General features: G+C 70.0%; 18 protein-coding genes and 1 pseudogene. 9 read left to right on the plus strand and 10 right to left on the minus strand.

Features of this window, described 5'->3' with window-relative positions; translation table 11 throughout:
- Positions 1-42 precede the first annotated feature (42 nt).
- The 5 genes from GGQ83_RS04895 (at position 43) to GGQ83_RS04915 (ending at position 4531) form a co-directional block, all read left to right on the plus strand.
- Positions 43-1419, plus strand: a complete 1377-nt coding sequence (locus GGQ83_RS04895) for an LLM class flavin-dependent oxidoreductase (protein ID WP_242535007.1) — start codon at positions 43-45, stop codon at positions 1417-1419.
- A gap of 31 nt (positions 1420-1450) precedes the next feature.
- Positions 1451-2422 carry a Bug family tripartite tricarboxylate transporter substrate binding protein gene (locus GGQ83_RS04900; protein WP_184382464.1) on the plus strand — a complete coding sequence of 324 codons (972 nt, stop codon included), beginning with the start codon at positions 1451-1453 and terminating at the stop codon, positions 2420-2422.
- The gene (locus GGQ83_RS04905) at positions 2419-3780 is read left to right on the plus strand and encodes an acyclic terpene utilization AtuA family protein (protein WP_242535006.1); all 1362 of its coding nucleotides are present in this window, start codon (positions 2419-2421) and stop codon (positions 3778-3780) included. The genes GGQ83_RS04900 and GGQ83_RS04905 overlap by 4 nt, the downstream gene beginning before the upstream one ends.
- 4 nt (positions 3781-3784) lie before the next feature.
- Positions 3785-4102: a DUF4387 domain-containing protein gene (locus GGQ83_RS04910; protein WP_184382466.1), complete on the plus strand. Its 318-nt coding sequence runs from the start codon at positions 3785-3787 to the stop codon at positions 4100-4102.
- 114 nt (positions 4103-4216) lie between these two features.
- Positions 4217-4531 (plus strand): DMT family transporter, encoded by a 315-nt coding sequence (locus tag GGQ83_RS04915; protein WP_184382467.1) that lies wholly within the window; start codon positions 4217-4219, stop codon positions 4529-4531.
- Between the two features lie 3 nt (positions 4532-4534).
- Here GGQ83_RS04915 and GGQ83_RS04920 read toward each other — a convergent pair whose 3' ends face one another.
- From GGQ83_RS04920 to GGQ83_RS04930, 3 genes and pseudogenes are all read right to left on the minus strand, one after another.
- On the minus strand, positions 4535-4792 hold the full coding sequence (locus GGQ83_RS04920; protein ID WP_184382469.1) for a DUF3297 family protein: 258 nt from the start codon (positions 4790-4792) through the stop codon (positions 4535-4537).
- 95 nt (positions 4793-4887) lie between these two features.
- The gene (locus GGQ83_RS04925; protein WP_260170365.1) at positions 4888-6216 is read right to left on the minus strand and encodes an Hsp70 family protein; all 1329 of its coding nucleotides are present in this window, start codon (positions 6214-6216) and stop codon (positions 4888-4890) included.
- A gap of 176 nt (positions 6217-6392) precedes the next feature.
- Positions 6393-7250: pseudogene (locus GGQ83_RS04930) on the minus strand (dimethylarginine dimethylaminohydrolase family protein); the annotation flags it as partial.
- 41 nt (positions 7251-7291) lie between these two features.
- On the opposite strand from GGQ83_RS04930, the gene GGQ83_RS04935 reads away from it, so the two are divergent.
- On the plus strand, positions 7292-8614 hold the full coding sequence (locus GGQ83_RS04935; protein WP_184382470.1) for an MFS transporter: 1323 nt from the start codon (positions 7292-7294) through the stop codon (positions 8612-8614).
- A gap of 104 nt (positions 8615-8718) precedes the next feature.
- On the opposite strand, the gene GGQ83_RS04940 is transcribed toward GGQ83_RS04935, so the two are convergent.
- The 3 genes from GGQ83_RS04940 to hemF form a co-directional block, all read right to left on the minus strand.
- On the minus strand, positions 8719-9336 hold the full coding sequence (locus GGQ83_RS04940; RefSeq protein ID WP_242535005.1) for a protein-tyrosine phosphatase family protein: 618 nt from the start codon (positions 9334-9336) through the stop codon (positions 8719-8721).
- Positions 9337-9361: 25 nt separating this feature from the next.
- Positions 9362-10351 carry a Bug family tripartite tricarboxylate transporter substrate binding protein gene (locus GGQ83_RS04945; protein WP_184382476.1) on the minus strand — a complete coding sequence of 330 codons (990 nt, stop codon included), beginning with the start codon at positions 10349-10351 and terminating at the stop codon, positions 9362-9364.
- 315 nt (positions 10352-10666) lie between these two features.
- Positions 10667-11545 carry an oxygen-dependent coproporphyrinogen oxidase gene (gene hemF / locus GGQ83_RS04950; protein WP_375781505.1) on the minus strand — a complete coding sequence of 293 codons (879 nt, stop codon included), beginning with the start codon at positions 11543-11545 and terminating at the stop codon, positions 10667-10669.
- Positions 11546-11743: 198 nt separating this feature from the next.
- On the opposite strand from hemF, the gene petA reads away from it, so the two are divergent.
- The 3 genes from petA to GGQ83_RS04965 all read left to right on the plus strand — a co-directional run bounded on the left by petA (position 11744) and on the right by GGQ83_RS04965 (position 14433).
- Positions 11744-12319 (plus strand): ubiquinol-cytochrome c reductase iron-sulfur subunit, encoded by a 576-nt coding sequence (gene petA, locus GGQ83_RS04955; protein WP_184382478.1) that lies wholly within the window; start codon positions 11744-11746, stop codon positions 12317-12319.
- A gap of 64 nt (positions 12320-12383) precedes the next feature.
- Positions 12384-13670, plus strand: coding sequence for a cytochrome b (locus GGQ83_RS04960; protein WP_184382479.1), 1287 nt, complete (start codon positions 12384-12386; stop codon positions 13668-13670).
- A 4-nt stretch (positions 13671-13674) separates the two neighbouring features.
- Entirely contained in the window at positions 13675-14433 is a 759-nt protein-coding gene (locus tag GGQ83_RS04965; RefSeq protein WP_184382481.1) for a cytochrome c1, read from the plus strand.
- 12 nt (positions 14434-14445) lie between these two features.
- Here the strand turns inward: GGQ83_RS04965 and GGQ83_RS04970 are convergent, their stop codons facing one another.
- The 4 genes from GGQ83_RS04970 to GGQ83_RS04985 all read right to left on the minus strand — a co-directional run bounded on the left by GGQ83_RS04970 (position 14446) and on the right by GGQ83_RS04985 (position 18819).
- Positions 14446-15600 (minus strand): amidohydrolase family protein, encoded by a 1155-nt coding sequence (locus tag GGQ83_RS04970; RefSeq protein ID WP_311727254.1) that lies wholly within the window; start codon positions 15598-15600, stop codon positions 14446-14448.
- Complete coding sequence (locus GGQ83_RS04975; protein ID WP_184382484.1) at positions 15597-16532, minus strand: threonine dehydratase; 936 nt, start codon at positions 16530-16532, stop codon at positions 15597-15599. The genes GGQ83_RS04970 and GGQ83_RS04975 overlap by 4 nt, the downstream gene beginning before the upstream one ends.
- A gap of 117 nt (positions 16533-16649) precedes the next feature.
- Complete coding sequence (locus GGQ83_RS04980; RefSeq protein WP_184382485.1) at positions 16650-16853, minus strand: cold-shock protein; 204 nt, start codon at positions 16851-16853, stop codon at positions 16650-16652.
- A gap of 286 nt (positions 16854-17139) precedes the next feature.
- Positions 17140-18819, minus strand: a complete 1680-nt coding sequence (locus tag GGQ83_RS04985; protein WP_184382487.1) for a methyl-accepting chemotaxis protein — start codon at positions 18817-18819, stop codon at positions 17140-17142.
- Positions 18820-18829 lie beyond the last annotated feature (10 nt).

Genomic DNA, 18829 nt, shown 5'->3' on the forward strand with positions numbered 1-18829 from the left:
GCGCCTAGGTTCGGACCAGAGGAAACAAAGGTGCCACGCCCCATGTCCATGAAAGATGGCCGCCAGATCGCCATGGTCGGCTTCCTGCAGGCGCAGAACTGCTCCATCGCGCCCGGCTCCTGGCGGCACCAGGCGAACCCCATGGACTTCCTGACGCCGGCCTATTTCCAGCGCATCGGCCGCGTGCTGGAGGAGGGGAAGTTCCACCTGGCCTTCTTCGACGATCGCCTGGCCATGCCCGACATCTATGGCCACGACCACCGCGAGGCGGTGGAGAACGGCATCCGCGTGGTGAAGATGGACCCGGCCACCATCCTGGTCTCCATCGCGGGCGCCACGAAGCATCTGGGGCTCGGGGCCACCTACTCCACCACCTATTACGAGCCCTTCCACGTGGCGCGCCTCTTCGCCACGCTCGACCTGATGACGGAGGGCCGCGCGGCCTGGAACATCGTCACCTCGCTGAATGATTCCGAGGCCGCGAATTTCGGCCGGGCCGAACACCTGGAGCATGACCTCCGCTACGACCGGGCGGATGAATTCGTCGAAGTCGTCATAGGCCATTGGGACAGCTGGGAGGAAGGCGCCATCATCGGCGACAAGGCCAGCGGCCGCTTCGCCGATGGGTCCAAGGTCCATGCGCTGAATCACCAGGGCGAGTATTTCCGCTCCAAGGGTCCGCTGCCGGTGCCGCGCTCGCCGCAGGGGCATCCGGTGCTGATCCAGGCGGGGCAGAGCGGCCGCGGCCGCCGCTTCGCCGGCCGCTGGGGGGAGCTGATCTTCGTCGTCTACCCGACCATCGAGGCGGGCCGGAAGCAATATGCCGACCTGAAGCAGGCCGTGGCCGATGCGGGGCGTGATCCGGACAAGGTGACCGTGGCGCCCGCCTGCTATGTCTGCGTGGCCGAGACGCGGGCGGCGGCCGAGGCGAAGCGCGACTATGTGCTATCGCTGGCCAAGCCCATGGACGCGCTGGTGCTGCTCTCGGAAGTGACCAATTTCGACTTCGCCAGCAAGGACCTCGATTCCGAATTCACGGACGAGGAACTGCGCAAGATGTCCTGGACCGGCTTCAAGGACCGCGTGGTGGCGCTCAGCGGCAAGCCCAACCCGACCGTGCGCGACTTCGTGCATTTCTCGGGCCGCGGCACCATCCGCGAATTCCCCATCTTCTGCGGCACGCCCACCGACGTGGCCGACCAGATGGAGGAATGGTTCACCAGCCGCGCCTGCGACGGCTTCGTGCTGGTGGCGACGCAGATGCCCGGCGCCTTCGAGGATTTCGCCCGTCTGGTGGTGCCGGAACTGCAGCGGCGCGGCCTCTATCACAAGGACTACGCCGGCAACACGCTGCGCGAGAACCTTGGCCTGACCCGTCCGAACGCCGGGGATTGGAAGAAGACCGATCGCGGCCGCTGAACGCCGCGACGCCACAAGGGAGAAACGACACATGACACATGGCATCACCCGCCGCGCCGCCTTGGGCGCGGGCCTCGCCTTGCCCGCGCTGGCCACGGCTGGCGCGCAGGAAGCCTGGCCCGCGCGCCCCGTCCGCATCATCGTCCCCTATGCCGCGGGCGGTGGCACGGACATCACGACGCGCGCCATCGCGGAGGGCCTCGCCACCCGCTTCGGCCGCAACTTCGTGGTGGAGAACCGCCCGGGTGCGAACGGCATCGTGGGCACCGAGGCCGTGACCCGCAGCCCGCCCGATGGCTATGTGCTGGGCGCGCAGACCAGCACCCATGTCATGGCGAAGTATCTCGGCCCGCTGCCCTTCGATCCGTTGAATGACGTGACGCCCATCGCGCTCACGGCGCGCTACCCGCTGGTGCTGATGGCCTCGGCCCGCGCGCCCTTCACCGATGTGGCGGGGCTGCTGGAAGCCGCCCGCGCGCGGCCGGGCGTGGTGGCGCAGGCCAGTTCGGACGCGCAATCCTCCATCACCGCGCGCCTCTTCGCGGCGCGCGCGGGCGTGGAGATCATCGAGGTGCCCTATCGCGGCAGCGGCGCCTATATCGCGGACCTCACGGCGGGCCACCTGCCCGTGGCCTGGGGCAGCCCGGCGACGGCGGCGCCGCTGGTGGCGGCGGGGCATATCCGCATCATCGCCGTCTCCTCGCCCGAGCGCTCGCCCTTCCTGCCCGACGTGCCCACGCTGCGCGAGGCGGGCGTGCAGGGTGCCGACTTCATCGGCTGGTTCTGCTGGCTGGCCCCCAAGGGCCTGCCCATGGAGATCGCCAACCGCCTCAACACCAACATCAACGAGTTGCTGGCCGAGCCCGCCATGCGCGAACGCTGGCGGACGCTGGGCATGGAGACGGTGCCGCTGACCGTTCCGCAATTCGCGCAACTCCTTCGCGACGATGACGCCAAATGGGCGCAGGCCGCGCGCGAGGGCCTGCTGAGGCCGGCCACATGAACGAAATCCGGATGCTCTCGACCAGCGGGATCCTCGGCTATGGCTATGCCGAGGACTCGCTCCGCCGCGGCATGGCGCGGGAGCCGCACATCATCGGCGCCGATGGCGGCAGCACGGACCCGGGGCCGCACTACCTCGGCGCCGGGACCAGCTTCTGCAACCGCATGGCGGTGAAGCGCGACCTGAAGCTGATGCTGCAAGCGGCCGTCGCCGCGCGCATCCCCTGCATCATCGGCACCGCCGGCGGCGCGGGGGGCGAGCCCCACCTGCAGGACACCGCCGCCCTGGTGCGCGAGATCGCGCGGGAGGAGGGCCTCTCCTTCCCCATGGCGCTGATCCATGCGGAACCCGACCGGGCGACGCTGCACCGCATGCGCGAGGGCGGGCGCACGAAGCCGCTGGCCAGCCTGCCCGAACTCGACGCCGCGACCATTGATCGCGCCGAGCGCATCGTCGCCATGATGGGCCCCGAACCCATCGCCCGCGCGCTCGATGAGGGGGCTCAGGTCATCCTCTGCGGCCGCAGCAGCGACCCCGCGCAATGGGTGGCGCCCGCGCTGCGCGCCGGCATCCCGCCGGCCCCCGCCTGGTATGCCGGCAAGATGCTGGAATGCGGCGCCGAGCCCGCCGTGCCCAAGGAGCCCGACTGCCTCCTCGTCACGCTGCGCGACGACCACCTGGTCTGCGAGCCGCCCAACCCCATCCGCCGCTGCACGCCGCTCTCCGTCGCGAACTTCGCCCTGCACGAGAACGCGAGCCCCATCCATCACCTGGAGCCGGGCGGGATGCTGGACACGGAGCATGTGCGCTTCGACCCCGTCTCGGACCGCGCCGTGCGCGTCTCCGGCATGACCTGGACGCCGGCCGACACCTACACGGTGAAGCTGGAGGGCGTGGAGCGCGCGGGCTATCGCGCCATCACCCTCTGCGGCACGCGCGATCCGGTGCTGATCGGCCAGATGGACGACTACCTGGTGGGCCATCGCGAACGCGTGGTGATGAAGACCACCGCCATCGGCATTCCAGGCGCGGCCTGGCAGATGAAGGTGCGCGTCTATGGCCAGGACGGCGTGATGGGCGCCTGGGAACGCGCGCCGCGCAACACGCCGCATGAGCTGGGCTTCGTGGTGGAGGTGCTGGCCGACAGCCAGGAGATCGCCGACGGCGTGCTGGCCGTGGCGCGCACCAGCCTGCTGCACGCGGACTTCCCCGGCCGCCTGTGCCGCGAGGGGAACATGGCCTTCCCCTTCTCGCCCTCCGACATTCCGCTGGGGCCGCTGTATCGCTTCAGCGTGTTCCACCTCTGCGTGCCGGATGATCCCTACGCGTTGTTCCCCATCGAGCATGAACGGGTCTGACGACATGCCACGCATCCGCGACATCGCGCAGGTCTGCAAGAGCAAGAATGCCGGCCCCTTCCTCGTCACCATCGACGTGCTGTTCGAGGATGCGGCCGTCTATCGCCAGGTGAAGGCCACGGGGGTGCTGAACGCGGCGCTCTTCGCGCGCCTTTACGGCGTGCCGGAGGAGAAGGTCCTCTTCACCCCCTATGACGCGGCGCTGGCCTTCAAGGCGACGCTGCCGCGCCTGGTGCCGGCCGGGGATTTCGGCGACACCGACGTCTATGGCGCCCAGCAGCACGCGCCGCTGCTGGAGGTGGAAATCCCGCTGAACGCCTGAGCGGGATGCGTCGAGGCGCGGCAGCGGCGAAGATGTGGAATCCCGCGCTTCGATATTGACCCGACCCAGCCCCGCCCCTACCGCTGCGCCCCGCAACGGAGACGACGCATGGGCATGGCCTGGCTGACCCTTGGCGCCGCGGGCCTCTTCGAGATCGCCTGGGCGGTGGGGCTGAAATACACGGTGGGCTTCACGCGGCTCTGGCCGTCGGTCTTCACCGTGTCCGCGATGGTGGCGAGCTTCTGGCTGCTGTCGGTGGCGCTGAAGGTGCTGCCGATCGGCACGGCCTATGCGGTCTGGACCGGCATCGGCGCCACGGGCACGGCCATCATCGGCATGGCCTTCCTGGGAGATGCGGTGAGCCTGCCGCGCCTGCTGGGCATCGGCATGATCGTGGGCGGGATCCTGGTGCTGAAGGCGGCCGGCTAGGGCTCAGCCCCCAGGCGTCTCCTCATGCAGGTAAGGCTCCACCGGCCCGGTCAGCTTCAGGGTCAGCGGGCGGCCCTTGCGATCCACGCTCTTGCCCATGCTGACGCGCACCCAGCCTTCGGAGACGCAATACTCCTCGACATTGGTCTTCTCCTGCCCCTTGAAGCGGATGCCCACGCCGCGCTTCAGCAATTCCTCGTTGTAGAAGGGGCTGGTGGGGTCGCTGGAGAGACGGTCGGGGAGGGTCGGGGTGTCGGACATGGTGGAACCTCATAGCGTCTGATCGCCTTCGGTGGAATCACCGAAGGCGTGAATCAGCCGCCGGGCTGTCTAGCGTCTGATCGCCTTCGGTGGAATCACCGAAGGCGTGAATCAGCCGCCGGGCTGTAGGCCAGGCTGGCGGCCTTGCCAACGGGTTCCATCAGCGCCAACCCCTCCGCCACCGAGACGAAGGCGCCACCCGCCACCACGCGCGCCGCGCCGAAGCGTTCCGTGAAGATGGCCCGCACCGCCGGCACCAGCGAGGTGCCGCCCGTCAGGAACACCCGGTCCACATCCTCCGCGCCGATTCCGGCGTCCACCAGCGCCGCATCCACCGCCGCGCCGATGCGCGCGAGTTCGGGCGCGATCCAGCCCTCGAACTCCGCGCGGGTGATGGGCGCATCGAGGTGCAGCCCGGCTTCGTGGAATTGCAGCCGCGCCTCCTCCGCCCCCGATAGAGCGGCCTTCACGCCCGAGACGGCGCGATACAGCGCATAGCCCGCCTCCTCCTCCAGGAAGCGCAGCAGGCGGTGCAGGGCATCGGGCTCCTCGGCGGTGGCGGCCACCTCGCGGATGTCGCGCAGGGTGCGCGGCGCGCGCATCAGCGACAACTGGTTCCACCGCGCGAAGGCCAGATACCAGGCGGGCGGCACCGGCAGCGGGTTGCCCCCCATCACACGATAGGTGCCGCCCTTGCCCAGATGCGGCGACACCACGTGGTCAATGATGCGGAAATCCAGCGCATCGCCCGCGATGCCCACGCCCGATTGGCCCAGCGCCGTGACGCGGCCTTCGTGGGGCGCGAAGCGCAGCACCGAGAAGTCACTGGTGCCGCCGCCGAAATCGGCCACCAGCACGGTGGCGGGCCCATCCAGGTCGCGCGCGAAAAGCTGGCCCGCGCCGGCGGGTTCCAGCGCCAGCGTCACGTCATGCAGCCCGGCCTGGGCGAGCGCCGCGCGCAGCCGGGCCTCGCCCAGCGCGTCATCGGCGCGCTCGCCCACGAAGCGCACGGGGCGGCCCACGATGACCTCGGCCTCGTCCAGATGCGCGCGGAAGGGCGCCAGCCATTCGCGCAGGAACAGGGAAATCAGCGCGGGCAGGTCATAGCCGCGGCCCAGGATGCGCGTCTCGGTGAAGCTGGCCTGGGCCAGGTAGCTCTTCATGGACATGATGAGCCGGTTCTCGAAGGGCTCCTCCAGATAGGCCGCGATGGCCGCGGGCCCGGCCGCGTGCAGGGGCCGCCCGCCCGCGCCGCGCCAGAAGCTGAGGACGGAGCGGAAGACCTCGCCGGTCGGGTGGCGCAGCACCTCCACGCGTCCATCGGGGTGGCGCAGGGCGGCGACGCTGTTGGTGGTGCCGAAGTCGAGACCAAGACGCGGGCGCATGGGGCGGGCTTCCGAAAGGGGGCGCGGGTTGAAGCCCATCGCGCCGTGGCTGGCAAGTCGCGCCATGTGAGCGACTGATTCACCGCTCCGGCTTCGCCTGCGCGGATCAGGCGTCGCGTTCGCGCGACTGATTCACCGCTCCGGCTTCGCCTGCGCGGATCAGGCGCCGAGCGCGTCCCTTCGAAGCTCTTTTGGGCGGCGTCCCGCCGCAGGGGCATGGTCAGGCAATGCGCGCCGCCACCGCCGCGCGTGATGACGCGCAGATCAGGGTCCAGCACCGTGATGCCCTCCGCCCGCAGCGCCGCGTTCAGCCGCGCGCTGTGCAGGGCCGAGATCACCCGGTCATTGCCCAGCGCCAGCAGGTTGCAGGAGAGGTCCATCACCTCGCGGTAGCTCGTGTCCAGCAGGGCGATGCCGTGGCCCGACAGCCACGCCACGAAATCGGGGTCCAGCACCTGGGTGCAGCCCACCGCCAGCCGGTCGTTCACCATGCAGAACACCACGTCGAGGTGCAGGAAATGCTCGTCCAGCGGGACGAGGCGCACCTCCCACCCCTCGGCCGCGAACCAGCCGGCCAGTTGCCGCGCGCCGTCGAGGTCCGTGCGGGTGCCGGTGTGGCCGATGGCCAGCAGCCCGGGGCGGATGATGGCGATGTCGCCGCCCTCCACATGGCCATGGTTCGCATAGCGCCAGATGGGGCAGCCCAGCGCCTGGTAGAAGTGGATCACCGGCGCGTATTCGCCCTGGCGCTCCGGCTTGAACATGTGGGTGACCATGGGGCCCCAGGGCGTCATCTGGCTGCTGTCGCGCGCATAGACCTGGTAGCCCAGATGGGGTTCGGGCGTCAGGTAATGGCGTCGCACGCCGGCCCCTTCCAGCGCATCCTCCAGCTCCCGGAACTCGCGGCGCACGGCCTGGGGGTCGGGCCGCGCGCCGCTCGCGATGTTCGCCCGCGCCACCGCGTTCAGCGGCAGCCAGTCGTAGTTGTCGGGTGGGCAGAGCAGCACGTCGCGCAGCACGCCCGTCTCGGAATCCACGCCCCATGTGCTCATGCCGGAAACTCCCTCTACCATCGCGCCATGACAGCCCCTTTGCGCCCGCGCGGCCAGAGACGATGAACCGCCTGGCGCTCTGGCGCATGGGCGTGGTGGGCTTCGGCAGCCTGGTGGTGCCGCTGGACAGCGCGCTGAACATCGCCTTCCCGGCCATCACGGCGCATTTCGGCCTGGCCCTGCCGGGCATCCAGTGGATCGTCATCAGCTATGTGCTCACCTATGGCAGCCTGATGCTGGGCATCGGCCGGCTGGGCGACATCCTGGGTCATGCGCGCGTCTTCCGCGCGGGGCTGGTGGTGAGCGCGGTGGCCTGCCTGCTCTGCGCGCTGGCGCCGAGCTATCCGGTGCTGCTGGCCTGCCGGGTGTTGCAGGGGGTGGGGGCGGCGCTGGTCATCAGCTGCGGGCCCGCCTTGGTCACGGCGCAGGTGCCCGAGGCGCTGCGGCCCAGGGCGCTTGGCCTCTACGGGCTGATGTTCGCGGCCGGATCCGTGCTGGGGCCGCTGCTGGGGGGCGTGCTGGTGGCGGCGTTCGGTTGGCCCGGCGTGTTCTGGTTCCGCACGCCGCTCTCGCTGCTGGCGCTGCTGCTGGCCTGGCGGTTGCCCGGCGCGCCCTTGCCGGCGCGGCGCGAGCCCTTCGATGCGCTGGGCGCCGTGCTGCTGGCCGCCGCCATCGGCGGGCTGCTGCTGGCGGTGAACCAGGCCCGGCACCTGGAACAGGGTCTCGCCCCCGCCCTGCTGCTGCTCGCGGCGCTGGCCGGCTGGGGCTTCCTGGCGCGCAGCCGGCGCGTGGCGCATCCGGTGCTGGACCTGTCGGTGTTCCGCCTGCCGGGCTTCGCCGCGCTAAACACGGCCGTGGTGCTGGCGCATATGGCGGGCTTCGCCGTGCTGCTCTTCGTGCCCTACCACCTGGTGGGCGTGGCCGGGCTGCCGACGGGCTGGGGCGGGCTGGTGCTGGCGGTCTCGGCCACGGGCAGCATGGCGGCCTCGCTGGCGGCGGGCTGGGGCACGGGTCGCGTTCCCGCCGCCCTGCTGGTGCGGCTGGGGGTGGGCTGCACGGGGCTGGGGCTGGCTGCCATCGCCTTCTGGAGTGCCGCCACGCCGCTGCCCTGGATGCTGGCGGCGCTGCTGCTGCACGGGGCAGGGCTGGGCTTGCTGACGGTCGCCCATGCCGAGATCGTCACCGGCAGCCTGCCGCGGGCGCAGCGGGGCGTGGCGGGAAGCCTCGCGATGATGACGCGCACGCTGGGGGTGGTGATGGCGGCCTCGCTGCTCACCCTGGTCTTCGAGCAAGTGCCGGGCGGGTTCCAGGCTGGCTTCGCCGCCAGTCTCGGCGTGGCGGCAGCCCTCTGCGCCCTGGCGCTGGTGCTTCTCGCGCGGCGCTGAGGCCTGGAGCGGGCTGCGTGCACCTGGGTTCACGCAGCCCGCTCCAGCCATTGTCGAGAGCGGGATTCAGCGTTTTCGGTGATGCCACCTCAACGCATCCCGCTCTATTCCCGCCGCAGCACCTTGTCCGTGAACCAGGACGCCACGGCGCGCGGGCGGAAGCGGGCGCGCAGCGCCACCTCGTCGTAATCCTGCGCGAGCCAGGTCTCGAAATCGCGCCCCTGGGCCTCTGCCTTGGCGTATTCCGCGAAGAATTCGTCCAGGATGCCGGTCTTGGCCGCCGCGAAATGGCCGTGCCGCAGCGAAAGCTCCGCCGCCGCCCGCGCCGCCCCATGCCCCTGCAGCAGCCGCCACACGCCCGCCGCCAACCCCGCGCGGTCGGCGCCCGATTTGCAATGGATCAGGATGGGCTCGGGCAGGGTGCGGTAGAGGTGGATCAGCCTTTGCAGCCTATCCTTGTGCGGCGCGCCGCGGCTTTCCAGCGGTTGGTCGGCATGGACGAGGCCCAGCGCCGGCGCCGCCTCCCGGCTCAGATGGTCGGAGCCACAGGCGGCGCGGTGGCCGCGCAGGTTGATGACGCTGGCGATGCCATGCCGCCGCGCGGCGGCCGCCAACTGCCAGGGCAGGGGGTGGTTCGACCGGTAGAGCCGGCCGCTCTCCACCACCCCCCAATTGCGCCACGCGACGCGCAGCACCGCGTGGTCCACGAAAAGGGCGTTCATCCAGCGGGACATGCCCGCCCCTATACTACCCCAGGCGCGCGCCGGTAATCCGGGCCATCTCCTCCCACATCGGGCGCTCGCGCCGGGCGCGTTCCCACACGCCGTCGGGCGTGGAGGCCATGGCGCGGCCGCCGGCGCGGATGAAGCGCTCCTGGATGGCGGGATCGTTGTGGATGTCCTGCATGAGCTGGTTGGCCCGCTGCAGGATGGGCGCGGGCACGCCGGCCGGGAAGGCATAGGCGCACCAGGAGGCGACGGTGAAGTTCTCGATGCCCGCCTCGGCCATGGTGGGGGTGTCGGGCAGGGCCGGATGGCGCTCGGCGCTCGTCACCGCCAGCGCGCGCATGCGGCCATCGGCGATGACGGGCACGTAGCTGGCCAGGTTGTCGATGGCGAAGTTCACATCACCCTGCAGCATGGCCGGGATGGTCTGCGCGGCACCCCGGAAGGGCACATGCGTGGCATCGAGGTTGTTGCGGTTGGCAAACAGCGCGCCCGAGAGGTGCGGGCTGGTGCCCACCCCCGGCGAGCCATAGGCCACGCCCTGCCGCCGCGCGCGCGCCCATTCGATGAACTCGCGCGGGTTGCGGGCCGGCACATGCGCGCTGGGCACGGCGAAGACATTGGGCAGTTCCCAATGCATCGAGATGGGCTGGAGTTCCGTGTCCGGATTGAAGGGCATCCGGTCATACAGGAACATGTGGATGGCCCAGACGGTCAGCGTCAGCGGGCCCATGGTGTAGCCATCGGGCGTGGATTTCGCGATGGCGTCGGCGCCGATGTTGCCGGCCGCACCCGAACGGTTCTCGACGGCGAAGGGCTGGCCCGTGATGGCCTGCATGCGCTCGGCCACGATGCGCGCCAGCACGTCGGTGCTGCCGCCCGGCGGCCAGGGCACGATCACGCGGACGGGGCGGTTGGGCCAGGGCGACTGCGCCAGCGCCGGGGCGGCCAGGGGGCTGAGAAGGCCGGCCGCGAGCAGGGCGCGCCGCGCGGGGCGGATGATGCTTGTCATGCGTTTTCTCCCTAGTTGATGGGAGAAACATGGGACATGGATCGCACTCCGGCAATCCGCCGTTCATCTTTTGGTGCCATAGGAATGCCATTGAGACGGCCCGAAGCGGCCTCATCCCTGGCCCATGAGGGGCCATGCGCGCCCGAGCCCCCGCCATGTTCCAAGCCCTGATCCGTCGTCTTTCCCGCTGGTTCGGCTATCGCCCCGAACGCCGCTACATGCGCGGGCGCGGGTGATTCACCACGCCGCCTCCGGCGTAGGCGTCACCACGCCGCCTCCGGCGTAGGCGCTACCAGGCCGCCTCCGGCGTGGGCGTTACCAAGCCGCCTCCGGCGGCAGGGACATCAGGATCGCCTCCACATTCCCGCCCGTCTTGAGGCCGAAGATGGTGCCGCGGTCATGCAACAGGTTGAATTCCACGTAACGGCCGCGGCGCAGCAGCTGGTGCTGGCGCTCGGCCTCCGTCCAGCTCTCGTGCATGCGCCGGCGGACGATGGCCGGATAGGATTCCAGGAAGGCGAGGCCCACATCCTTGGTGAAGGCGAAGTCCGCCTCGATGCCCTTGCCCGGCGTGCGGTCGCCCAGCCAGTCGTAGAAGATGCCGCCCAGGCCGCGCGTCTCGCCCCGGTGCGGCAGGAAGAAGTACTCCTCGCACCATTGCTTGAAGCGCGGGTAGTAGGTCGGGTCGTGCTTGTCGCAGGCGCGCTGGTAGGCGGCGTGGAAGAAGGCCGCGTCTTCCAGGCTTTCGGCGCTTTCCTTGTCCATGGGCGTGATGTCGCCGCCGCCGCCGAACCAGGCCTTGGTGGTGCAGATGAAGCGCGTGTTCATGTGCGCCGTGGCCGCGCGGGGCGAACGCGGATGCGCCACCAGCGAGATGCCGGTGGCGAGGAAGCGCGGGTCCTCCTCCGCGCCGGGAATCTGCTTGCGGAACTCGGGGCTGAACTCGCCATGCACGGTCGAGATGTTCACGCCCACCTTCTCGAAGACGCGCCCGCGCATCAGCCCCATGGTGCCGCCGCCCCCTTCCGCGCGCTGCCAGGGGGTGTAGGTGAAGCGGCCCGCCGGCAGCCCGGCATGCGGCCCTTCGGCCAATTCATCCTCGATCGCCTCGAAGGCGGCACAGATGCGGTCCCGCAAGGTTTCGAACCAGGCGCGGGCCGGTTCGGCGAAAGGGTGGGTCACGTGGCTGCTCATGGTCATGGTCTGTGAATGAATACCCTGCAAATCACGGCCTTGCCCATGGCTGATGAGGTGGACAGGGCAGGGATGGGCGCCTATTAGCCCAACGCGAAGGTCGGGGTTGCGCGCCAAGGTTTGGCCGCCAAATCCCATCATGCAAGGCCCTGCCCGCCGATCCGGCCCAGGCGGGGCGCAGAGTTGAGATGGAGTGTCATGGCACAGACTTCGGCACCCAGCGGTGCGACGACCCATTCCCCCGCGGGGGCTCCGGCCGAGGCCGTCACCAAGCGTGACTTCCTGAAGCTCACCACGACAGCTTTTGCCGTGGTCGGCGTCGGCGCGCTCGCCTGGCCGTTCATTTCCTCCCTCGCCCCGGGCGGCGACGTGCTGGCGCTGGCCAGCACCGATGTGGACCTGGCGCCCATCGCGGAAGGCTCGGCCGTCACCGTGATGTGGCGCGGCAAGCCCGTCTTCGTGCGCCACCGCACGGCGGCAGAGATCGAGGCCGCCCGCGCCGAGCCGCTGTCCGGCCTGAAGGACCCCGCCGCCGACGACAGTCGCGTGCAGCAGGCGCCCTGGCTGGTGGTGGTGGGCATCTGCACCCATCTCGGCTGCGTGCCGCTCGGCCAGCGGCCGACCGATGCGCGCGGCGATTTCGGCGGCTGGTTCTGCCCCTGCCACGGCAGCCACTATGACACTTCGGGAAGGATTCGGCGCGGCCCTGCGCCCACCAACCTTGAAGTTCCCAGCTACACCTTCACCTCCGATACCGCGATCCGCATCGGCTGACGGCCCCTGGGCGGCGGGTATGGTCCCGTTCCGCCCGGTCCGTCCCCATTAGAGGACGAGCAAGATGGCCATCGGCCTGCACGACAGTTCGTTCAAGAACCCCGTGGTGCGCTGGGTTGACCAGCGCCTGCCGGTGTTCACCATGATCCAGAAGGAATACGGGACGTTCCCCACGCCCCGTAACTTCAATTACTTCTGGAACTTCGGTGCGCTGGCCATGATCAACCTGATGATCATGATCGCCACGGGCGTGTTCTTGGCGATGCATTACACCGCCCATGTGGATCACGCCTTCGAGAGCGTCGAGCGCATCATGCGCGACGTGCATTTCGGCTGGCTGATCCGCTATGCTCATATGAACGGCGCCCACCTGTTCTTCGCGGTGGTGTTCATCCACATCTGGCGCGGCATGTACTACGGCTCCTACAAGGCGCCGCGGGAACTGCTCTGGATCCTGGGCGTGATCATCTTCCTGCTGATGATGGCCACCGCCTTCATGGGCTACGTGCTCCCCTGGGGCCAGATGTCCTTCTGGGGTGCCACCGTCATCACCAACCTGTTCAGCGCCATCCCGCTGATCGGGCCGGAGATCGTCACCTACCTGTGGGGCGGCTTCAGCGTGGACAACCCGACGCTCAACCGCTTCTTCAGCCTGCACTTCCTGCTGCCCTTCGTGATCACGGGCGTGGTCTTCCTGCACGTGGCCGCGCTGCACATCACGGGCTCCAACAACCCGCTGGGCATCGAGCCCAAGGGCCCGCAGGACACGCTGCCCTTCCACCCGTACTACACGGCCAAGGACAGCGTCGGCATCGTGGTCTACCTGGCGGTCTTCGCCTTCCTGATCTTCTTCATGCCGAACTACCTGGGCCATGCTGACAACTACATCCCGGCCAACCCGCTGGTGACGCCCGCGCACATCGTGCCGGAATGGTACTTCCTGCCGTTCTACGCCATCCTGCGCGCGGTGCCGGACAAGCTCGGCGGCGTGATCCTGATGTTCGGCGCCATCGCGGTGCTGTTCGTGCTGCCCTGGCTCGACACCTCCAAGGTGCGCTCCATGCGGTTCCGCCCGATCGCGCGCATCGCCTTCCTGCTCTGGACCGTGAACTTCATGGTGCTGACCTGGGTGGGCGCCAAGCCGGCCGAGGGGCACTACGTCCTCATCGCCCAGATCGGCACGATGATCTACTTCGCGTACTTCCTGGTGGTGCTGCCGGCGCTGGGGCGCCTGGAACGGCCCCTGCCGCTGCCCGAGAGCATCGCCCGCGCGGTGCTCGGCCCCAAGGCGCAGCTCGGTGGCGGTCCCGTCCCGGGCGCTGCCACCGCCCAGCCGATGGAGAAGGCCTGATCCCATGCGTATCGTGAAGGCTCTCGCCGTCGCCCTCTCGCTCTCGTTCGCCAGCCCCGTGCTGGCGGCCGAGGCGCCGCCGCCGCCCGACGCCCGCTTCGGCTTCGCCGGGCTGTTCGGCACCTTCGACCGTGGCGCGCTGCAGCGCGGCTTCCAGGTCTACAAGGAGGTCTGTTCCGCCTGCCACAGCATGCGGCTGCTCTCCTACCGCAACCTGCTCGATATCGGCCTGACCGACGAGCAGGTGCGCGCCATCGCGGCCGAATACCAGATCACGGACGGCCCGAACGAGGATGGCGAGATGTTCGAGCGGCCCGGCCGCCTCTCGGACCGCTTCCGCCGCCCCTTCCCCAATGAGCAGGCCGCGCGCGTCGCCAACAACGGCGCCTATCCGGTGGACCTCTCGGTCATCACCAAGGCGCGCGCCGGCGGGGCGAACTACATCCACGCCCTGCTGACCGGCTATGTGGACCCGCCGGCCGGCGTCGAGGTGATGCCCGGCATGAACTACAATGCCTGGTTCGCCGGCAACCAGATCGCGATGCCCAATGTGCTCAACCCGGGCCAGCTGGAATTCGCGGATGGCACGGAAGCCACCGTCGAGCAGATGTCGCGCGACGTGACCACCTTCCTCGCCTGGGCGGCCGAGCCCGAGATGGAGCGCCGGCGCCAGATGGGCGTGAAGGTGCTGATCTTCCTGGCGATCCTGGGCGGGCTGGTCTATGCCACCAAGCGCAAGGTCTGGGCTGACGTGAAGCACTGAGACGCTGGAGGGCTATCCCTCCAGCACCCCGTTTCGCGCCACGACGCGCCCGCCCGAGACCACCAGGGCGGGCGCTTTGCGTTGGACCACCGCCTCGGCCAGGGAGGCGGCTTCCACCACCACCAGGTCCGCCCGCGCGCCGACGCCCAGCCCGTAATCCGCAAAGCCGCAGCCACGCGCGGCCAGGGTGGTCACGGCGTCCAGCGCCCATTCCAGCTCCGCATCGCGCCGCAGCTCGTATTTCAGCCCGACCATGGCGGCGCGGGCCAGCATGTCTGGGGCGTTGTAGGGGCTCCAGGTGTCGCGGATATTGTCGTTGCCGGCGAAGAGGGTGACGCCCAGCTCCCGCGCGCGGCGTAGGGGCGGCACGGCGCGCGAGGGGGGTGCGGAGGTGCAGAGCGCCACCCCCGCCTCCGCCAGCTTCCCCAGCAGCGCATCGGCCCGCGCCGCCGCCACATCACCCAGCGCGAAGCCGTGGCTGATGACCACGCGGCCCGCCATGCCCAGCGCCCGCGTGCGCTCCGCGATCAGCTCCATGCTGAAGGCGCCGAGTTCGCCGGCCTCGTGCAGATGGATGTCCACGGGCTTGCCGTGACGCTCCGCGAGGCGGAAGACGATGTCCAGGTGCCGCACCGGGTCGCGGTCAATGAGCGAGGGATCCAGCCCCCCCACCGCGTCGCAGCCCAGCCGCAGCGCCTCGTCCAGCCATTCCTCGACGCCCGGCGTGCGCAGGATGCCCGATTGCGGGAAGGCGACGAGCTGGATGTCCAGCACGTCGCGCATCGCCTCGCGCAGTCCCAGCAGCGCCTCGACATGGGTGAGGCGGCTTTCCTCATCCACATCCACATGGCTGCGCAGGCGGGTGGTGCCGGCGGCGAGGTGCGCCTCGGCCAGTGCGCGGCCCTCGCGCGCCGCCTCCATGCCGATGGCGCGGCGGGTGCGCTTCTCGTTCTCGATGCGGTCGGTCAGCAGGGGGCCGACATTGTTCTCCCACCAGGGGCGGCCCCAGAGCGTCTTGTCCAGGTGGCAATGGCCCTCGACCAAGCCGGGCAGCAGCAGGGGCGCGGGGCCGGGCGCGGTGCTGGGTGTGAAGCCGGTGATGCGGCTCTCGGCCACATGCACATCCGCCGGCGCCCCGCCCAGCGGGCGGACATGGTTCAGGATCACAGCACCCACTCCCGGAACAGGTCGAGATCAATGTTGCCGCCGCACAGGATGGTGGCGACCCGCTTGCCCGCCATGCGCGTGCGTTCCTGCATCAGCGCGGCCAGGGGCGCGGCGCCGGCGCCCTCGGCCAGGTTGTGCGTGTCGGTCCAATAGGCGCGGATGGCGTCGCGCACCTCGTCATCCGTCACGGTCACGATGCGCGCGGCGCCCTTCAGGATAATCTCCAGCGCGCCAGGGTCGGGGATGCGGGTGGCCATGCCGTCGGCGCGGGTGACGGCCTGGGCCGTCTCCACCACGCGGCCGGCCGCGAAGCTCTGGGCATAGGCGTCGGCGCCCGTGCTCTGCACGCCAATGACCTCGGTGGAAAGGCCCAGCAGGTCGCGCGCCAGGATGCAGCCGCAGATGCCCGAACCAAGCCCCACCGGCACATAGAGCGCATCGAGCCCCGGCACGGCCCGCAGCAATTCCAGCGCATAGGTGGCCACGCCCTTCACCAGGGGCGGCGCGAAGGAGGGCGCGAAATCCAGCCCGTGTTCCGCCGCATGGGCGGCGGCGAAGGCGCGCGCCGCGTCGAAATCCGCGCCATGCTCGATCAGCCTCGCACCCTGCGCCCGCATGGCCGCGTTCTTCTCCACGCTGTTGCCATGCGGCACCACGATGGTGACGGGAATGCCCGCCTTCGCCCCCGCATAGGCCAGCGACTGCCCGTGATTGCCGCGCGTGGCGGACACCACGCCCCTGGAGCGCAGCCCGTCGAAATACACGATGCCGCCGCGGACCTTGAAGGCGCCGGTGGGGGTGTGGTTCTCGTGCTTCACCCAGACCTCGCAGCCGGTGCGGGCCGCCAGCAGCGGCCAGGCAAATTGCGGGGTGGCGGGGAAATGGCGCCGGATCAGCGCCTCGGCGGCTTCGAGTTCGGTCAGGGTGAACATGGCGCCAAGCCTGCGCCGGCCCCACCTAAAATGCAAAAGGGCCCAAAACGCAAAAGGGGCGGCGGGATGTCCCGCCGCCCCTCGCTGCCATGGCCGGCCGAAGCCGACCGGGCTTTGTCAGCCGACCTTGAGGTTGACAGCCGAAACCCGGCCGCGCTCCTCGACGGCGTCAAAGCCGATGGACTGACCGTCCTTCAGACCCTGGAGGCCAGCGGCCTGCACGGCGGTGATGTGGACGAAAATATCCTGGCCGCCGCCGGCCGGGGCAATGAAGCCGTAGCCCTTGGTGGCGTTGAACCATTTCACGGTGCCCTGGGCCATCGTGATTCTCCTGAGTAGCAATCCGGGAGGGGAGTATCCCATCCCGGGCGCTTCAGGCTCACCGGACTTCACGTGGGGAACGTCCGGCGGCACTCCTGGGAGCATCGGTGGGCGGGCACGGCAAGGCGATTGGCAAGCACTGGAAGCGCCCAGGGATAGGCGCAGATATGCCGTCCCCTGTCAAAGGAAACCGGGCCCCATGGCCCGGAATTCCGAAGGCTTGTCCCGCCGCGTTGATTGGCGGCGGGGCGGGTCAATCGGGGGGCGCGGGTGCGCGCCCCACCCGTCAGGCCGCGCGGATATCGGCCAGGAAGCGGTCCACCTGGCCGCGCATCCGCTCGGACTGCTGGGCCAGCTCGGATGAGGCGCCCTTCAGGTCCTGCGCGGCGAGGCCGGTGCGCTCGGCACCCTCCTTCACATTGGCGGCGCTGCGGGAGGTCTCCTCGGCACCCTGCGCCGCCTCGGCCACGGCCCGGCCGATCTCGCGCGTGGCGGCCGCCTGCTCCTCCGACGCGGCCGCGACCTGGGCGGTGGTGGCGTTAAGCTCCTCCACCGTCTTGCCGATGGCGGCGATGGCCTCGACCGAACGCTGCGTCTCGGTCTGCATGGCGGTGATCTGCGCCGCGATCTCCTCCGTGGCCTTGGCGGTCTGGGCGGCCAGGCTCTTCACCTCGCTGGCCACCACGGCGAAGCCCTTGCCGGCCTCGCCCGCGCGGGCCGCCTCGATCGTCGCGTTCAGCGCCAGCAGGTTGGTCTGGCCCGCGATGTCGCTGATCAGGCGCACCACGTCGCCGATGCGGTTCGCCGCATCCGCCAGGCTGCGGACGGTGCCATCGGTCTGCCGCGCCGTCTCCGCCGCGCGGGTGGTGATGGAGGCCGTCTCGCGCACCTGGCGCGCCACCTCGGCGATGGAGCTGGACAGTTCCTCGGTCGAGGCTGCCACGGTCTGCACATTGCCGCTGGTCTGTTGCGAGGCGCTGGCCACGGTGGTGGCCTGGCGGCTGCCTTCCTCGGCCGTGGCGGTCATGCCGTTCGCGGTGGCGGAAAGCTCGGTGGCGGCGCTGCTGACGGCGCGCAGCACATCGGCCGCCTCCGCCTCGAACTCCTTCACCAGCCCATCCACGCGGGCGGCGCGGGCGGCGCGGCGCTCGGCGGCCTGGACCTGCTCGGCGGCCAGGCGGTCGGCCTCCTGCAGCCCGCCGCGGCAGGTCTCGACGGCGCGGGCCATGGCGCCCAGCTCGTCCTTGTCGGCGGTCTCCTTCAGGCTGAAGGCGTAGTCGCGCTTGGCGAGCTTCTCCATCGCACCCGACAGGTTCAGCAGGCGGCCGGTGATGCTGCGGGTGAGGTAGACCGCGATGACGATGCCGACCAGCAGGGCGATCAAGCCCAGCGCGATGATGAGGATTCCGCCGAACCGGCCCGCCGCTTCGACCTGGGTCCCGGCCCGCCGTGCCTCGTTCGAATTCAGGGTTCGCAGCCCGTCCAGGAGGGAAGTGATGGTGTTGATGCCGGGCCCGCCTTCGCCCGCCAGGGCCCGCACCTGCTCGATGTTACCCGCCGCATGCGCCTGCATCAGGCGCTGGTTCAGCGCGAGATGGGCGCGCAGCGCGACCTCAAACTCCCGGATGATGCGATGCTCCTCGGGGAGGACCATGAGTGGCCGGTACTGGTTGAGCGCGGCGTTCAGCCGTTCGGGCAGGGTCCGCATGGACTCCACGACGACCGCGACGCGCGCCGGGTCCGTCACGACAGCCAGGGTCAACTCGCGTCGGCGCAGGGTCAGGGCCAGGTCGTTCAGCTCGCTGGCCACATCCAAGGACGGCAGCCAGACCGTGGCGACCTGGCGGGAGGCAGCGTCCATGCGGTTGATGGCCAGCATCGCGCCGGCGGCCAGCAGCAGCAGCAGCGCCAATAGACCGCCAATGCCCAGGCGTAGCTTGTTGGCGACGGAAAGGTTGGTCAGCATCACGGCGGTT

The organism is Roseococcus suduntuyensis (assembly GCF_014196305.1).
Lineage (GTDB): Bacteria > Pseudomonadota > Alphaproteobacteria > Acetobacterales > Acetobacteraceae > Roseococcus > Roseococcus suduntuyensis.